Annotated in this window: 14 protein-coding genes; 8 read left to right on the forward strand and 6 right to left on the reverse strand. The window is 63.7% G+C overall.

Annotated features, from left to right (window positions below; all coding sequences use genetic code 11):
- Nucleotides 1-21 precede the first annotated feature (21 nt).
- From AB1A62_RS14455 to AB1A62_RS14480, 6 genes are all read right to left on the reverse strand, one after another.
- The gene (locus AB1A62_RS14455) at nucleotides 22-1,449 is read right to left on the reverse strand and encodes an aldehyde dehydrogenase family protein (RefSeq protein WP_366662157.1); all 1,428 of its coding nucleotides are present in this window, start codon (nucleotides 1,447-1,449) and stop codon (nucleotides 22-24) included.
- A 31-nt stretch (nucleotides 1,450-1,480) separates the two neighbouring features.
- Complete coding sequence (locus AB1A62_RS14460; protein ID WP_366662244.1) at nucleotides 1,481-2,299, reverse strand: ABC transporter permease subunit; 819 nt, start codon at nucleotides 2,297-2,299, stop codon at nucleotides 1,481-1,483.
- Nucleotides 2,299-3,195 carry an ABC transporter permease subunit gene (locus AB1A62_RS14465; RefSeq protein WP_366662158.1) on the reverse strand — a complete coding sequence of 299 codons (897 nt, stop codon included), beginning with the start codon at nucleotides 3,193-3,195 and terminating at the stop codon, nucleotides 2,299-2,301. Before AB1A62_RS14465 ends, AB1A62_RS14460 begins: the two co-directional genes overlap by 1 nt.
- Nucleotides 3,196-3,205: 10 nt before the next feature.
- Nucleotides 3,206-4,369: an ABC transporter ATP-binding protein gene (locus AB1A62_RS14470; RefSeq protein WP_366662159.1), complete on the reverse strand. Its 1,164-nt coding sequence runs from the start codon at nucleotides 4,367-4,369 to the stop codon at nucleotides 3,206-3,208.
- Nucleotides 4,370-4,462: 93 nt separating this feature from the next.
- On the reverse strand, nucleotides 4,463-5,554 hold the full coding sequence (locus tag AB1A62_RS14475; RefSeq protein ID WP_366662160.1) for an extracellular solute-binding protein: 1,092 nt from the start codon (nucleotides 5,552-5,554) through the stop codon (nucleotides 4,463-4,465).
- Between the two features lie 51 nt (nucleotides 5,555-5,605).
- On the reverse strand, nucleotides 5,606-7,018 hold the full coding sequence (locus tag AB1A62_RS14480; protein WP_366662161.1) for an aminotransferase: 1,413 nt from the start codon (nucleotides 7,016-7,018) through the stop codon (nucleotides 5,606-5,608).
- A 157-nt stretch (nucleotides 7,019-7,175) separates the two neighbouring features.
- Here AB1A62_RS14480 and AB1A62_RS14485 point away from each other — a divergent pair, with 157 nt between their 5' ends.
- From AB1A62_RS14485 to AB1A62_RS14520, 8 genes are all read left to right on the forward strand, one after another.
- Nucleotides 7,176-7,817 (forward strand): TetR/AcrR family transcriptional regulator, encoded by a 642-nt coding sequence (locus AB1A62_RS14485; RefSeq protein WP_366662162.1) that lies wholly within the window; start codon nucleotides 7,176-7,178, stop codon nucleotides 7,815-7,817.
- Nucleotides 7,818-7,981: 164 nt separating this feature from the next.
- Nucleotides 7,982-8,743 carry an IclR family transcriptional regulator gene (locus AB1A62_RS14490; protein WP_366662163.1) on the forward strand — a complete coding sequence of 254 codons (762 nt, stop codon included), beginning with the start codon at nucleotides 7,982-7,984 and terminating at the stop codon, nucleotides 8,741-8,743.
- Nucleotides 8,744-8,908: 165 nt separating this feature from the next.
- A complete protein-coding gene (locus AB1A62_RS14495) occupies nucleotides 8,909-11,371 on the forward strand; it encodes an FAD-dependent oxidoreductase (RefSeq protein WP_366662164.1) in 2,463 nt (820 codons plus the stop codon).
- A gap of 24 nt (nucleotides 11,372-11,395) precedes the next feature.
- Nucleotides 11,396-12,637 carry a Tm-1-like ATP-binding domain-containing protein gene (locus AB1A62_RS14500; RefSeq protein WP_366662165.1) on the forward strand — a complete coding sequence of 414 codons (1,242 nt, stop codon included), beginning with the start codon at nucleotides 11,396-11,398 and terminating at the stop codon, nucleotides 12,635-12,637.
- A gap of 37 nt (nucleotides 12,638-12,674) precedes the next feature.
- Nucleotides 12,675-13,604: a tripartite tricarboxylate transporter substrate-binding protein gene (locus AB1A62_RS14505; protein WP_174145780.1), complete on the forward strand. Its 930-nt coding sequence runs from the start codon at nucleotides 12,675-12,677 to the stop codon at nucleotides 13,602-13,604.
- Between the two features lie 60 nt (nucleotides 13,605-13,664).
- Nucleotides 13,665-14,204 (forward strand): tripartite tricarboxylate transporter TctB family protein, encoded by a 540-nt coding sequence (locus AB1A62_RS14510; protein ID WP_366662166.1) that lies wholly within the window; start codon nucleotides 13,665-13,667, stop codon nucleotides 14,202-14,204.
- A gap of 7 nt (nucleotides 14,205-14,211) precedes the next feature.
- Nucleotides 14,212-15,738 carry a tripartite tricarboxylate transporter permease gene (locus AB1A62_RS14515; protein WP_366662167.1) on the forward strand — a complete coding sequence of 509 codons (1,527 nt, stop codon included), beginning with the start codon at nucleotides 14,212-14,214 and terminating at the stop codon, nucleotides 15,736-15,738.
- 4 nt (nucleotides 15,739-15,742) lie between these two features.
- Nucleotides 15,743-17,230, forward strand: coding sequence for an aldehyde dehydrogenase (locus AB1A62_RS14520; RefSeq protein ID WP_366662168.1), 1,488 nt, complete (start codon nucleotides 15,743-15,745; stop codon nucleotides 17,228-17,230).
- Nucleotides 17,231-17,241 lie beyond the last annotated feature (11 nt).

Consider the following 17,241-nt stretch of genomic DNA (forward strand, 5'->3'; position numbering starts at 1 on the left):
GTCCGTTCTTGCGGCCCTCCGTCAGGGGGCAGCGATCACCTTGGTTTCGAGGAATTCGAGGATGCCTTCCCGGCCGCCCTCGCGGCCGATCCCCGACATCTTGACCCCGCCGAAAGGGGAGCCTGCGCCCAGGAACGCACCGTTCACATTGACCATGCCGGATCGCAGGGCGCGGGCAACGCGGCCTGCGCGGGCGCTGTCGCCGGTCTGGACATAGGCCGACAGGCCGTAGGGCGTGTCGTTGGCGATGGTGATGGCCTCTTCCTCGCTGCTGAAGGGGATCATCACCAGCACCGGGCCGAAGATCTCCTCCTGAGCGATGCGCATTGCGTTGTTCACGTCGGTGAAAATGGTGGGGCGGGCGTAGTAGCCGGTCTCGAAGCCGTCCGGCTTGCCCGGACCGCCTGCCACAAGCCGCGCGCCTTCGGCAATGCCGGCCTGGATCATCTCCTGCACGCGGGCATACTGCTGCGCGCTGGACAGCGGCCCCATATGATCGCCCGGCTCCGCCGGGTTGCCCACGGACATCGCAGCCGCCTTGGCCTGCGCCAGCTCAACCGCGCGGCCATAGACGCTGCGCTCCACCAGCATCCGGGTGGCGGCGTCGCAGCTTTGGCCGGTGTTGATGAAACAGGCCTCTACCCCTTCGGCGATTGCGGTCTCCAGATCGCAGTCGGCAAAGACCAGATTCGGGGATTTGCCGCCAAGCTCCAACGCAACCTTCTTGACGGTTTCTGCCGCATCGCGGGTCACCGCGACACCGCCGCGGGTGGAGCCGGTGAAGGACATCAGGGCGACATCCGGGTGGCGCGACAGCGCGGCGCCAACCACCGGGCCTTCGCCGTGGACCAGGTTGAAGACGCCCGCGGGCACGCCGGCCTCGTGCAGCACCTCGGCATAGAGGATCGCAGACAGCGGCGTCAGCTCCGACGGTTTCAGCACCATGGTGCAGCCGGCAGCCAGGGCAGGCCCGACCTTCAGCACGATCTGGTTGATCGGCCAGTTCCAGGGCGTGATCAGCCCGCAGACGCCAGCCGGCATCCGCACCAGCGTGTCGCCGTTGGGCAGGTTTTCCTCGAAATCGAGCGCCTTCAGATCGGCAATGATGGCCTCCAGGTGGTCGATGCCGACCTGCGCTTGCATCTCGCGCGACATGGTGATCGGGGCGCCCATCTCCAGCGAGATGGCCTTTGCGAAATCATCCGCGCGGGCGCTGTAGACCTCCAGCACCCTTTCAAGGAGCGCAATGCGGTCCTCGCGGCTGGTGGCGGCAAACCCGGGCAGCGCGGCCTTGGCTGCGGCCACGGCAGCGTTGACGTCACCTTCGCTGCCGAGCGCAAGTTGGCCGAGGGACTGTTCGGTGGCCGGGTTGATCACATCAACGGAGCTGCTGCCGCGGGGGGCAGTCCAGCTGCCGCCGATGTAGAACTGGGACATGTTGTAATGCATTGGCCTATCCAATCTGGTGTGAGGGGGCGGGTCATGCGGCGGCCGTCGCCGCGCGGTGGTCCTGCTGCTGTCGCCGCTCCTGCCGCCGGTTGACCAGCGAGGCGGCGATGACGCCGGCGGTGACGATGCCGATCAGCATGGTGGACAGCGCGTTGATTTCGGGCGAGACGCCCAGCCGGACTGAGGAATAGAGCTTCATCGGCAGGGTGGTGGAGCCGGGGCCGGAGGTGAAGGTGGCGATCACCAGGTCGTCGAGCGACAGGGTGAACGAGAGGAGCCAGGCCGAAATCACCGCGGGCGCGATCACCGGCAGGGTCACCTGGCGGAAGGCCGAGAGCGGGGTGCAGCCGAGGTCCAGCGCCGCATCCTCCAGCGACCGGTCGAAGCTGGCCAGGCGGGAAGAAACCACCACCGAGGCATAGCACATGGAGAAGGTCGCATGCGCAATGGTGATGGTCCAGAAGCCGCGGTCGAGGCCGATGGCGACGAACAGCAAGAGGAGCGACAGGCCGGTCACCACCTCCGGCATCACCAGGGGCGCAAAGATCATGCCGGAGAACAGCGTGCGGCCCGGAAAGGATCCCGCGCGGACCATGACAACCGCGCTGAGCGTGCCCAGAACCGTGGCCAGCGTGGCCGAGACAAAGGCGATGCGCAGGGTGATCCAAGCGGCCTCCAGATAGGCGTCGTTGTTCAGCACTATGCCGTACCATTTGGTGCTGAAACCGCCCCAGACGGTAACCAGGCGGGAGTCGTTGAAGGAGTAGATCACCACCAGCAAGAGCGGCAGGTAGAGGAAGGCCAGGCCGAAGGTCAGCGAGGTCAGGTTGAACATATTGAAGCGGCGGATCATCCCAGTTCCTCCTGATGTTTCTGCTGGTGGCGCTGGAACAGCACGATGGGCACGATCAGGATGGTCAGCAGCACGATGGCCACCGCCGCCGCCACGCCCCAGTCGCGGTTGGAGAAGAACTCGAGCCACAGGGTCTTGCCGATCATCAGCGTGCCGGAGCCGCCCAGGAGGTCGGGGATCACAAATTCGCCGATCGCCGGGATGAACACCAGGAAGCAGCCCGCAACCACCCCCGGCAGTGACAGCGGCAGGGTGATCTGGCGGAAGGCGGCAAGGGCGCCGCAGCCGAGGTCCTCGGCGGCTTCCAGCAGCCGGCCGTCGATCCGTTCCAGCGAAGCATACAGCGGCAGGATCATGAACGGCAGGTAGGAATAGACGATGCCGACATAGACCGCGAGTTCGGTGTGCATGATTGCCAGCGGCTGGTCGATGATGCCGAGCTTCATCAGCGCGAGGTTCAGGAAGCCCTCGTTCTTGAGGATGCCGATCCAGGCGTAGATGCGGATCAGGAAGCTGGTCCAAAACGGCAGGATCACCAGCAGCAGCAGCGTCTTGCGCCAGTCCCGCGGCGCCTTGGCCATGGCATAGGCCACCGGGTAGCCGATCATTAGGGTGAGCAGGGTTGCGATGGCGGCGACCTTGACGCTGTTGAGGTAGGCCTTGAGGTAGATACCGTCCTCGGCCAGCCAGAGGAAATTCTCGAAATCGAGCTGCGCGAAGGAGGCACGCAGGCCTGCAAGCCCCTCATCGAGGCTGAAGGTGGGGGCGTAGGGCGGGCTGGCGGTGACCGAGTCCGACAATGCGATCTTGATGACGATCAGGAAGGGCACCAGGAAGAACAACCCCAGCCACAGGTAAGGCGTCAGGATCAGAAATTTGCGGGATGTGCGCATGGTCCGAACCTCACTCGTCCACCAGCACGCAGGCGCCTGCGCGCCAGCTGAGCCAGACCCGGTCGTTCCAGTCGATTTCGCGGCGCGAGGTCAGGAGGCGGTTGGCCTCCTGCGCGCGGATCAGCATGCCGCCGTCGAGCCGCACCAGGAAGGTGGAAGCGCTGCCGGTGTAGGAGATCTCCTCCACCGTGCCCTCCACCATGTTCACGTTGTGGGCGTCTGCGGGCCGGTCCTTGGTGACGTGGATCTTCTCGGGACGCAGCACCAGTGTCTTGCGGGCGCCGGGGGTCATCACATCCTCGGGCTGCGGGCGGATCGCCAGCCGGGTTCCGCCATCCCAGCGGGCCAGCGCCAGATCGCCCTCCATGCCCGCGAGTTCAACATTGATCAGGTTCACATTGCCAATGAAATCAGCGATATAGCTGGACGCCGGATGCTCGTAAATTCGCGCAGGCGTGTCGGTTTGCAGCAGCTTGCCCGCCTTCATCACTGCGATGCGGGAGGAGACGGTCATCGCCTCGTCCTGGTCGTGGGTGACAATAATGAAGGTGAGGCCTAGCCGGTCCTGCACGTCCATCAGCTGGAACTGGGTTTCCTCGCGCAGCTTCTTGTCAAGCGCGCCCAGCGGCTCGTCCAGCAGCAGCACCTTGGGTTTCTTGGCCAGCGAGCGCGCCAGCGCCACCCGCTGCATCTGGCCGCCGGACAACTGGTGCGGCTTGCGGTCCGCAAAATCGTCGAGCTGCACCAGGGCCAGCATCTCGTCGACCCGGTCCTGGATGTCGCGTTTCTTCCAGCGATCCTGTTTGAGCCCGAAGCCGATGTTTTTCGCCACCGACATATGCGGAAACAGCGCGTAGGACTGGAACATCATGTTGATCGGCCGCCGGTTTGCCGGGATTCCGGTCAGGTCCTGGCCGTCCAGCAGGATGCGGCCTGAGGTCACCTCCTCAAACCCGGCCAGCAGCCGCATCATCGTGGTCTTGCCGCAGCCGGAGGGGCCGAGGAGCGAGAAAAACTCGCGCTCCTGGATGTCCAGGTTCAGATCCGAGATTGCTGTGAAGCTGCCAAAGGTCTTGGTCACATTCTCGAAGCGGATCAAGGGCGGACGGGCTTCCGCTTGCGGACTGGCGGGTTCGGCCCGGGCGGCGGCACTGGCCGGATGATGGAAGTTCATTGGTGCAGGTTCCCCCGTTGCAAGTTCCTGCCGCGGTGTGAGCGGGCGCCGCGGCAGGGCTGGATTGGCGCGGCCAGAAAGCCGCGCCAAAGCTCATTGGCCGGTGCGGACCTTTGACCAGGTGCGGGTGTACAGGCGCTCGGTCTTGCGGTCCTGCAGCACCGGGGTGGTCAGCATCTCCATCGTCGCCTCAGTCGGATAAACGGCGGGATTGCTGGTCAGCTCCGGGTCGATTTCTGCCTGGGCGCTCAGGTTGGCGCTGCCGTAGCGGATGAAGTTGGCGTTCTGCGCCGACACCGAGGGCTGCAGCAGGTAGTTCAGGAAGGCATGGGCTTCGTCGACGTTTTTGGCGCCTGCCAGGATGGCGAGACCATCAAAGTCGAGCAGCGTGCCTTCCTCCGGGATGATGTATTCCAGCGAGACCCCGTTGCCGGCCTCCTTGGCGCCATCCGCGGCCCAGTAGGCATCGCCGCTCCAGGTCAGGCCGAGGCAGGCATCGCCGTCGGACAGGGCGGCAATAATGCCATCGGTGGAAATCTGGGCGATGTTGTCCCGGATCGCGCCGATATGCGCCCCGGCGGCGGTGATCTGATCCTTGTCGCTGGTATTCGGGTCCTGCCCCATATCGATCAGCGCGGCACCGATCACGTCGATCGGGGAGTCCACGATCATCACGCTGCAATCGGCCAGCTTGCCGGAGATCTCCGGATCAAACAGCAGGTCCCAGGATTTGGGGTGGTTCGCACCCAGCCGCTCTGCCAGCTTGCCGGTGTTATAGGCGATGCCGAAGGTCCACCAGTTGTAAGGCACCAGGTATTCGTTGCCGGGATCGAAGGTTTCGATCAGCCCGGCGATCTTGGGCCAGACGTGCTGCAGGTTTGGGATCTTGGATTTGTCGATTTTCTGCAGCACGCCGGCCGAAATCAGCCGCGCGGTGCCGGTGGAGGAGGGAACGATGATGTCGTAGCCCGAGCTGCCCGCCAGCACCTTGGTTTCGAGCATCGCGTTGGAATCGTAGGTGTCATAGGTGACGTCGATGCCGGTTTCCGCTTCAAACGCCTCGATGATCGCGGGGTCCAGATAGTCGCTCCAGTTGTAGATCACCAGTTCGCCCTCTGCCGCCGCGGCGGCGCCCCAGATGGCGGCTGTTCCGGCCAGCAGGCTGGTTGTCAGCTTGGATTTCATGGTTCCCTCCCGTGTTGGGTTTCTGATTGCTTCTCTTTTGGGATGCGGGCCTCAGGCCCGCTCCTGTTCCAGTTCGAGTCCCTGTTCCAGCAACTCCCGGGTGGCGCGCTGGACGCCTTCGGTCAGCATGTCGAACATGTTGTCGATCTGCGCCTCGGTGATCACCAGCGGCGGCGAGAAGATCGCCATGTTGCCATAGGGGCGGACCATCAGGCCCAGTTCCTGGCAGCGGGCATCAATCACTGAACCGATGGTGGCGTCGATTTCGGGGCTGGGTTTGCCGTCGCGGGTCAGGGTGCATTCGATGCAGCCCACCAGTCCCATGCCGCGCACATCCACGATCAGCGGCAGGTCCAGCAACTGCTGCAGGCGTTTCTGGAAATGCGGGGTCACCTTGCGGACGTGTTCCAGGATGCCGTCGCGCTCGAAGATCTCGATGTTCTTGAGGCCCGCGGCGGCGCAGACCGGGTGGCCGGAATAGGTGTAGCCGCTGGTGAAATAGACGTCCTTGGAGACATCGCCCTCGATGTCCTCGAACAGCCGATCGGAGAAGATCGCGGCCCCCATCGGCGCATAGCCCGAAGTCAGACCCTTGGCGCAGGTGATGATGTCGGGGGTAATGCCGAACAGCTCCTCGGAGGCGAACCAGTGGCCGAGGCGGCCGAAGCCGGTAACGACCTCATCCGAGATGTAGAGCACGTCATGCTTGCGGCAGACCTCCAGGCAGCGCTTGTGATAGCCAGCGGGCGGCACGATAACACCGCCGGAGCCCAGCACCGGCTCTGCGATGAAGGCAGCGACATTGTCCGCGCCGAGGTCCAGAATGGCGTTTTCCAGATCCGCCACCTTTTCATCCAGGAAGGCTTCGATGCTCATGCCCTGGGGGCGGCGGAAGGCGTTCACATCTGGCAGGAAATGCGGGATGGACTGGTCGGTGTCGAACCACTGGCGCTCGCTTGGCTTGCCGCTGAGCGAGGCGGTCAAATAGGTGCCGCCGTGATAGGCATGCGCCCGGGTGATGATCCGCTTCTTGGACGGCTTGCCCAGCAGGTTGTTGCGGAAGTGGACAAAGCGGATGGCGGTATCCACCGCGGTGGAGCCGCCGGTGGTGAAATAGACCCGGTTCAGATCGCCCGGCGCCCGTTCGGCAATGGCGTGGGCAAACTCGGCGCTCACCGACGTGGCCTCGGAGAAGGGGGAGCAATAGGCCATCTTGCGGGCCTGCGCCGCCATCGCATCAGCGATTTCCGTGTTGCCATAGCCCAGCTGCATGCACCACATGCCGCCCGGCCCGTCGATCACCTTGTTGCCGTGCTCATCGTAGACATAGATGCCTTCGGCATACTCGCTGAACGTCCTGTCGGCTTTTCCGGCGCCCTGGACTTCCAGCCCTTCCCACGGATGGAAGTAGTTCTCCTTGTCCCAGGTTTTGAAGTTTTCGAAATCGTTTCCAAGTTTGGTCATCTCGCCCTCTGTCCGGGATTGTTGCTCTCGTGAATGAACGTTCATACATTAAAGGCATAAGTGAATGATCGTTCATTGTCGATGGAAATTTGGTGCAATCCCGGGCATGGTGCCGGAAAGGCGGCGGGCCTGTGGCAAACAAAAGAGGGGCGGGCAGATGGCAAGTGCTGAAGAAACAAAGAAAAAGCGGAAGGTCGACAAGGGCCTGCACCGGGAGGTGCTGCTGGAGGCGACCGCCAGCGTGATCCTGAAGCATGGCGTCAGCGGCACCACGATCAGCCGGATTCAGGAGGAATCCGGGCTGTCACGCGGCATGATCAACCTGCATTTCCAGTCCAAGGACAATCTGATTCGCGAGCTCGCCATCCATATGACGCAGGAATACAACGACGCCTGGCAGAGCTTTACCAGCCAGGCACCGCAAGCGGTCAGTACGCCCGAAGACGCGGCGGCCCGCCTGCAGGCGCTGTTTGCGACGGATTTTTCCGAAGCAGTCCTGAATGAGCGCAGCGCCCGGCTGACCTTCGCCTTCCGCGCCGAACCCGATTTGCAGGCACTAGGAACAGGCTACATCGAAACCCGCGGAACCGAACTGCACGACCATGTGCGCCGTTGCTGTCAGGTGCTGTGCGACGCCTGCGGCACCCAAGGCGATCCCGAAAAGGTCGCTATGGCCATCATGTCGCTTCTGGAAGGGCTGTGGACTGACTTTCACGCCCACCCCGGCGAATTCAGCAGAGAAAATGCGGTTGAAATCTGCCGGACCACCGCCCGCGCTTTCTTCCCCGGATACTTCTGAACGGCCCGTACAGGCAGGCCGCCATCTCTAGCCCGGAGGTGGTGCGATAAATGCACTTGGGGTGCAAAATGCCGGGCGGTTTTGGGGAGAATATGGTACGCCCGGGAAAGTCACCGGGCACTGGCCAATCCGCCGGCGCCGCAATCAGGCAGAGGAGCCGGGCCATGAAAACCGTAGACAAGGCGATGCTGCTGCTGCGCCAGTTTTCACTGGAGAGCCTGGAAATCGGCTTGAACGATTTGGCCCGCGCCACCGGGCAGGACAAGGCGGTGACGCGCAGGCTGCTGCTGGCTCTGAGCAAGCACGGGTTCATTGAACAGAACCCGGAGACCCGGAAATACCGGCTGGGGCACGAGTTCCTGGCGCTGGCGCGGCTGCGCGAGGCGACGGTGCCGATGGTCAAGGCCACCCAGGTGGTGACGCAGTGGCTGTCGGCGCAGGCAAACGAAACCGTGCATGTCGGCATCCCCGGTGAAACCGGCCTGGCGACGGCCTCCTTCACCCTGCCTGCGCGTGGCAACGTGATCAACCTGAGGCCTGCGGAAACCTATCCGTACCATTCTTCCTCCTCCGGGCTGGCGTTCCTGTCGTTCTGTTCTCCGGAAACCCGCGAACGGCTGCTGAAACTGAAACGGGAGAAGCTGACGCGGTTCACGGTGACCGATGAAGAGGAACTGAGGGATGTCATCCGTGAAACCCGCAGCCGCGGCTATGCCTGTGCCCGCAACACGGTCGAGATCGGGGTCGCCAGCGTTGCGATGCCGTTTTTCACCGGCGGCAAGGACCCGGCCGGCACCGTTGCCATCGCGGTTCCCGCCCTGAACCTGGACGAAGACCGGCAGGAGGAACTGGCAGGGCTGCTGAGAACGGCCATCGGGAAACTGGAGACCGCATTGACGGGTGCACCTTCCGGTCAAGTTGTTTAGAGTGGTGCAATAAACGCACCATTGGTGCGGAAAATTTTGGGAAACCGATTCTCTCTGTCACAAGATCTGCAGCTGAGCGGCTGAAACCTGCCCCCCGCAGTGCTTTCCTGCTTCCGGTCTGAAACCTGCGGATCGCCTGCACCGGCGGGCTGAAAGAGAGATTTGATGGCTCACAAACTCCCGGACCACGCCCCTGTGGTGATCATCGGCGGCGGTATCATCGGCGTTTCGACGCTGTACCACCTGGCGAAACGGGGTGTGCCGGCTGTTCTGATCGAACGGCGCAAGGTCGCCAGCGGCACCACCTGGCACGCGGCAGGGATTGTCGGCCAGCTGCGCGACAGCACCGCGCAGACCGAGCTGGGCAAATACACAGCCCGGCTGTTCCGCGAGCTGGAGGAGGAAACCGGCCAGGCCACCGGCTATAAGCCCAACGGCACCATCAACCTGGCCATCGGTGACGTCCGGCACGAGCAGCTGCTGCGCAGCCACGACCACGCCGTTCGCATGGGGATCGAAAGCTTCCTGCTGTCCCGCGGAGAGCTGCAGGAGAAATGGCCCTGGATCGAAACCGGAGACGTGAAATCCGCGTTCTTTGTGCCGTCCAACGGCCAGGTGAACCCGCTGGACGTGACCGTTGCCATGGTCAAGGGCGCCAAGGGCCTGGGCGCCCGGCTGTTCGAGGACACTAAGGTCAACCAGCTGGTTGTCCGAAACGGCAAGGTCGCAGGCGTTGAAACCGATCAGGGCGTGATCGCCACGGACAAGGTGCTTTTGGCCGGCGGCATGTGGAGCCACCTGTTTGCCAAGGCGCATGGCGTCACCGTGCCGCTGCACGCAACCGAGCATTTCTACATCGTGACCGAGCCGGTCGACGGGCTGCCGAAGGATCAGCCGATCCTGAATATCGCCGAGGAGCGGACTTATTGGAAGGAGGACACCGGCAAGCTTCTGATCGGTTCCTTCGAGAAACACGGCAAGCCCTATGGCGCTGACGGCATCCCCGAGGATTTCGAATTCGACGAGCTGCCTTTCGACATGGATCATGTGGAGCCGAACCTGGAGAAGATGTTTGAGCGGATGCCGGCGCTGGGCGGGATGGGTATCCAGACCTTCTTTAATGGTCCCGAAAGCTTCACCCCCGACGGCCGCCCCTACCTGGGGCCGGCCAGCGAGATCAAGGGGCTGTATGTGGCCGCCGGGATGAACTCCAACGGTATCCTCAATTCCGGCGGCGTCGGGCTGACGATGGCGGAATGGATGACCGGCGGCGAGCCGTCCCGCGGCATGGGGCCGATGCTGGCGCGGCGGGCGCATCCGTTCCAGCGCAACACGAAATACAACCACGACCGCAGCGCGGAATCGGTGGGCTTTCACTACGGTGTCTCCTGGGCGGGGCGCCAGGTCTACAGCGCCCGCGGCGTGCGCCGGGTGCCGCTGCATGACCGCCTGCAGGCCGCCGGCGCCACGTTTGCTGAACGGATCGGCTGGGAAATGCCAATGTATTACGATCCGGACCAGAAGGGCTGGAACGAAGAGCCGAACCTGTGGTGGAAGGACTGGTCGCCGCATGTCGAGGCGGAATGCCTGGCGGCGCGGGACGCGGCAGTGCTGATCGACCAGTCGATGTACGCCAAGATCCAGGTCCAAGGGCCCGATGCGGTGCGCGCTCTGAACCGGGTCTGCGGCGCCGAGATGGACGTGGATACCGGCACCTCTGTCTATACCCAGTTCCTGAACAGCCGCGGCGGTATTGAGGCCGATGTCACCATCACCCGCACTGCGCCGGAGAGCTTCATGGTGATCACCGGCCACCCCAGCCAGATCCGCGATCAGGCCTGGATCCGCGACCACGCCGACCCGGAGTGGCGGTTTGAGATCTTCGATGCCACCTCTGCTTATGGTCTGATCTCCATCCACGGGCCGAAGTCGCGTGAAATCCTGTCCGCGATTTCTGGCGACGACCTGTCGAACGCGGCGTTCCCCTTTGGCGCGGCGCAGGAGATCGACATGGGCTATGCCCGCGGCTGGGCCATCCGCCGGTCTTTCCTGGGCGAGCTGGGCTATGAGCTGATGATGCCGACCGAATTTGTGGCCGGCGTGTATGAGGCGCTGATGGAGGCGGGTGAACCGCTGGGCCTGCGGCACATGGGCATGTTTGCGATGAACGCCTGCCGGCTGGAAAAGGGCTTCCGCCACTTCGGGCACGACATCGGCGAGGACGACACCCCCTATGAAACCGGGCTCGGTTTTGCAGTGGCGCTTGGCAAGGACGACGATTTCCTCGGCAAAGCCAGTCTCGCCGCGCAGAAGGCAGCCGGCCCGGCAACGCCTTACCGGACCGTCTCCTGCATCGCCGAAGGTGTCGGCGCCAAGGACGGGCCCTATCTGATCCACAATGAACCTGTGTGGAAGGATGGCGGGATCGTGGGCCATGTTACCTCGGGCGACTGGGGGTTCCGTCTGCAGGCAATGGTTGGGCTGGCAAGCCTCCACCGTGAGGGAGGCGTCAGCAGGTCCTGGATCGACGAGGGTGGATTCGAGGTGCAGATCGCTGGCAGGATATACCCGCTGAAGGTGCAATTGGCGCCTTTCTATGACCCTGGGGGCGAGATTATGCGGGGCTGAGCCGCGACTGGGAGGGAAGACGACATGACCAACAAGACCATTCTGGTCATCGGCACTTATGATACCAAGAACGCCGAGCTGGAATTTCTGGCACAGAAGATCCGCGACCTAGGCGGCGGGGTTCTGACCCTGGATGTCAGCGTGCTGGGCGACCCGGAGCAGCCCACCGACTTCTCCAAACATGATGTGGCCAGGGCCGACGGCAGCTCTATCCAGGCAGCGATCGATAGCGGCAGCGAGCATGTGGCGATGAACATCATGTCGGCGGGCGCCTGCGCGCTGGCCCGGGAGCTGCACGGTGACGGCGGCATCGACGGGGTAATCATCCTGGGCGGCACCATGGGCACCGACCTGGCGCTGGATGTCTGCCAGGCGCTGCCGGTCGGGGTGCCGAAATATGTGGTTTCCACCGTCTCCTTCTCGGCGCTGATCCCGGCGGAACGGCTGTCGCCGGATATCCAGATGATCCTCTGGGCGGGCGGTCTCTACGGGCTGAACAGCATTTGCCGGTCCTCCCTTGCCCAGGCGGCGGGGGCCGTGCTGGGTGCTGCGCGGGCTGCCGAACCTGCGGTCAGCGGGCGGCCGGTGATCGGCGTCACTTCGCTTGGCACCTCCTGCCTGAAGTACATCAAGATCCTGAAACCGGAGCTGGAGCAGCGCGGCTACGAGGTGGCGGTGTTCCACGCCATGGGCATGGGCGGCATGGCGTTCGAGCAGATTGCGGCGCAGAACGGCTTTGTCTGCGTGATGGATTTTGCGGGCTGCGAGCTGGGCAACCTGATGGCCGGTTCGGTGGTCAACGCCGGCCGTGACCGGCACCTGTCGGCAGGCCGTGCAGGCATCCCGCAGATCGTTGCGCCGGGCTGCATGGATCTGATCGACTTTGCCGGCTGGCAGGAAATCCCGGCCCAGTTCGAGGGCCGCCCGATCCACACCCATAACAAGCTGGTCAAGAACACGTTTTACAATGCCGAAGAGCGCCGCGAGATCGCCCGCGAACTGAACCGCCGGCTGGGCGAAAGCAAATCCCCCACGCATCTGATCATCCCCAAGGGCGGGATCGAGGAATGGGACCGCCCCGGCGGCGACTGCCACGACCCTGAAGGGCTGGCAGCCTTCATCAGCGAGCTGAGCGCCACTGTGGCGCCCTCTGTTCAGGCAACCGGATTGGATGCCCACATCAACGACACCGCCTTCGCGCATACAGCGCTGGAGATCCTCGACCGCTGGGTGGCGGAAGGGACTGTCCCGCCGGGCAAGGCATAACCGGCCGAACAAAATAAACATCAAAAGGGAGGACCTAATGAAACTCAAACTAGCAGCCGCTGCGGCCTTACTCAGCGCTACCGCCGCTATGGCGGAGTATCCGGAAAAACCGGTTTCCTTCGTGGTGCCCTGGCCGCCGGGCGACCTTGAGGACGTGCTGACCCGGATGATCGCCGACAAGTTCCAGGAAATGTACGGCGTTCCTGCGGCGGTGGTGAACAAACCTGGCGGCGGCGGCGGCCCGTTCCCCGGCGCTGTCGAAGTGGCCAACGCACCGGCGGACGGCTATACGGTCGGCTCCTTCGTGATCGGGGTGCCCGTGGTCGGCCCTGAGATCGGCATTCCGGAGCTGAGCCCGAACCCCTTTGATCCGGTCGGCATCTTCCTGACCTATCCGTTTGTGGTCGCGACCCTGGCGGACAAACCCTATGACACCTGGGAAGAGCTGTCGGCCTACGGCGCGGAGAATGACGTCTCGCTGGGCCACTACGGCTCCTTCCTGGCACCGACCAAGGTAACCTTTGCCGCGGCCATCAAATCCGGCTTCGATTTCACCAGCGAAGCGGCCTACGACCTGTTGGACTGCAACGTGCTGGCCTCGGGCGACGTGGATGTGGTGAACGGCACCCTGCAGACCCTGCTGCCCTGTATGGACAGCATCAAGATCCTGGCCAGCATCGGTTCCGAGCGCACTGCGCTCACCCCGGATGTCCCGACCATGGCCGAGGTTGTTCCGGGCCTGGAGCTGTCGCTGTGGAACGGACTGTTCGTGCACAAGGACACCCCGGCGGACGCGCGCGAGAAAATCGCCGCCGCTGCCCAGGCTGCGCTGGAGACCGAAGCCGCGCAGAACCTGATGAAGGAAACCGGTGTGCTGCTCTACTGGAAGGACGCCGAGGCCTCTGCCAGCCAGATCGAGAAGGACATCACCGATCTGGCCGAGGTCAACGCGCTGGTCGGCGAATAACAGGGACCGGGGCGCCGCGCTGCGCCCCGGCATCCGCCGCGGCTTGAGGAGGGCGCTGCGATGACACGCATCAAGTATTTTCAGGAGCTGTTTCAGCGTTACCGGCGGCCCGGCGACCTGGTCTTTGCCGTGGTGTTCCTGCTGTTCGCGCTGTTCCTGCTGAGCCAGCTTGGCGAGCAGACCAAATGGGTGAAACGCACCAAATGGTTCGGACAGCCGTCGCTGTGGCCCAGCATAGCAGTCTGGGGCATGGTGATCTTCGGCGCCTTCCATCTGCTGGGCTCGATCGTTTCTCCGCGCATTTACGGCCGGCTGAAGGAAGTCGTGTTCTGGCTGAGATCGCTTGAGTACGTCCTGTACTTCCTGGCCTATGTCGCCATTGTCCCGCTTTGCGGCTACCTGCCATCAACGATCCTGTTTGCTCTGTTCCTGACGTTGCGTGCAGGCTTCCGCCGCCCGCAGCACCTGACGCTTGCTGCGCTGTTTGCTGTCTGCGTCGCGCTGATCTTCCGCGGGTTCCTGCAGGTGAAGATCCCCGCAGGCGAAATCTACCAGTATCTGCCCGAGGCGATCCGCGCCTTTGCGCTGACCTATTTGTGAGGCCGCCATGGACACGCTTCTTTCCGGTTTTCAGATCCTGGCCCAATGGGAAGTCCTGATGGCGCTGGCCATCGGCTCCATCGGCGGCGTCATCATCGGCGCGCTGCCGGGGGTCGGACCCGCAGTCGCCATCGCCATCCTGCTGCCCGCCACCTTTGCGTTCGAGCCCATCGTCGGGCTGACCCTGCTGCTGGGTATTTACGGCAGCTCGATGTACGGCGGTGCCATTCCCGCCATTCTGATCAATACCCCGGGCACGCCGGTCAATGCGCTGACCACCTATGACGGCTACCCGATGACCAGGCGCAAGGAGGGCCACAGGGCGCTGTCGCTGGCCTATACGGCGTCCTTCTTCGGCGGCATCTTCTCTGTCATCTGCCTGATCCTGCTGTCGCCGCTGCTGGCGGTTATTGCCCCGCATTTCGGCAGCCGCGAGATCTTTCTCGCCGCGTTCATGGGCATCCTGCTGGTGGTGGTTGCGCACCGCGGCCAGACCTTTGCCGCCGGCATGCTGGCCTGTTTCGGCATCTTCCTGAACACCGTCGGGCTGGAGCCGGTGAAATACACCAAACGCTTCACCTTCGACCAGTCCTGGCTGTCTTCCGGGTTTGACCTGATTGTCGTGGTGCTGGGTCTCTTTGCTCTCAGCCAGGCGTTCCTGCTGCTGATCGAAAAAGACCATGCCCCCGGCGATGCCCATGTGCAGGGCAGCATGCTTGCGGGCATGAAAGAGCTGCTGGGGATCAAGCGCATTGCCACCGTCTCCTCCTCCCTTGGTGTGCTGATGGGCATGATCCCCGGCGTCGGCGAGTTCACCGCGCAGTTCCTTTCCTACACCTACGCGCAGAAAACCTCGAAAAACCCGGACGCCTTCGGCAACGGCTCTCCCGAAGGCCTTGTCGCATCTGAGGCAGCAAACAACGCTGTTCCAGGTGCGGCAATGATCCCGCTTCTGGCGCTGGGCATCCCCGGCGAGGCACTGACCGCAATGATGCTGTCGGTGTTCTATGTGCACAACGTGATCCCGGGGCCGCAGCTGTTCGAAACCCAGCTGGATTTCGTGATGGCACTGTATCTAGCGCTCATCCTGCTCAATGTGATCGTGCTTGTGTTCCTGCTGTTCTCCACCAACCTTCTGCTGAAGATCATTCAGATCCCGACCCGTTTCCTGGGCATGATGATCCTGACGCTGTCCTTCATCGGCGTCTATTCGCTGCGCAATTCGATCACCGATTGCGCCATCGCCGCGGGCTTCGGCGTGTTCGGGCTGATCCTCAAGCGGCTGAACCTGCCGATCGTGCCGATCATCCTGGGCATGGTCCTGGGTGGCATCATGGAGGTCAAGCTGCGCGCCGCGATGGCGGCGGTGAAAACCCCCATCGATTTCATCAGCCGCCCCATCGCCGCGGTCATCTTTGTGATGATCATCGGGATCCTGGTGCTGCACGTCCGCACCCTGATCCGCGAGCAGAAGGCCAAGCAAAAGCCGGAGCCCGTCGGGCCTGACTACGAACATTCCAGCCAGCAAGGGTAACAGCATGCTGAACCAGAACGAAATCAACGCCCTCCGCCAGCTGGGGGTGCCGGCGCAGGGCCATTTCATCGATGGCGGGCCGCAGGCTTCTCTGACCGGCGGCACGCTGGAGGTGATTTCCCCGATCGACGGCCGGCCGCTGACCCGCCTGGCCGAAGGAACCCCTGCCGATATGGAGCGCGCCGTCGCCTCCGCCCGGGCGTCCTTTGAGGCGGGCCACTGGTCCCGCATGGCCCCTGCCGCCCGCAAGAAGGTGCTGATGAAGCTGGGCGACCTGATCGAGGACCGGGCGCTGGACCTGGCGGTTCTGGGGGTGCGCGACAACGGCACCGAAATCAGCATGGCGATCAAGGCCGAGGCGCTGTCGGCCGCTGCCACCTTCCGCTACTACGGCGAGGCAATCGACAAGGTCTATGGCCAGGTTGCCCCCACGGCGGAGAACGTGCTGGCCCTGGTGCATCACGCGCCGGTCGGGGTGGTGGGGGCCATCGTGCCCTGGAACTTTCCGCTGATGATCGGCGCGTGGAAAATCGCCCCGGCGCTGGCGGCGGGCAACTCGATTGTCCTGAAACCTGCTGAAAGCGCCTCGCTCAGCCTGTTGAAGATCGCCGAACTGGCGGTCGAGGCCGGCCTGCCGCCGGGCGTCTTCAATGTGGTCACAGGCAAGGGCAGCGTGGTTGGCGAAACCCTGGCGCTCAGCATGGACGTGGACATCATGGTCTTCACCGGCTCCGGCGCCACCGGGCGGCGGCTGCTGGAATACTCGGCCCGCTCCAACCTCAAGCGCTGCTATCTGGAGCTGGGCGGCAAATCCCCCAACATCGTCTTCAGCGATGCGCCGGACCTGGCCGAGGCGGCCAAGGTTTCGGCAGCGGGCATCTTCCGCAATTCTGGCCAGGTCTGCGTGGCCGGGTCGCGGCTGCTGGTGCAGGAGGACATTGCCGAGGATTTCATCGCAGAAATGGCCCGCCATGCCGAGGCTTTCCGCGTCGGCGACCCGCTCGATCTCGCCAGTCAGATCGGCGCGGTGCATTCGCTGGCGGAGCTGGAGGCCAACCTGGAGTTCGCCGCCCGCGCCGAGACTGAGGGGGCCGAATTGCGCAGCGGCGGCCAGCGCATCCTGGAAGAGACCGGCGGCTTCTACATGCAGCCCACCATCATGGCCGGGGTGAAACCGCAGGACAATCTGTTCCAGAATGAGGTGTTCGGCCCGGTGCTGGCCGTCACCACCTTCAAGGATGAAGAGGAAGCAGTCCGCCTCGCCAATGCCACCACCTACGGCCTCTCCGCCGGGGTCTGGACCGCCAACCTCAGCCGGGCGCACCGGATGGTTTCGGGCATCCGTGCCGGCATCGTGCATGTGAACACCTACGGCGGCTCTGACCTGACGGTGCCTTTGGGCGGGGTCAAGCAGTCCGGCAACGGCCATGACAAATCCCTGCACGCTCTGGAGAAATACTCCGACCGCAAGTCCGCCTGGATTCAGCTTTGACACGAGGAAAC

The sequence above is a fragment of the Leisingera sp. JC11 genome (assembly GCF_040704725.1).
Lineage (GTDB): Bacteria > Pseudomonadota > Alphaproteobacteria > Rhodobacterales > Rhodobacteraceae > Leisingera.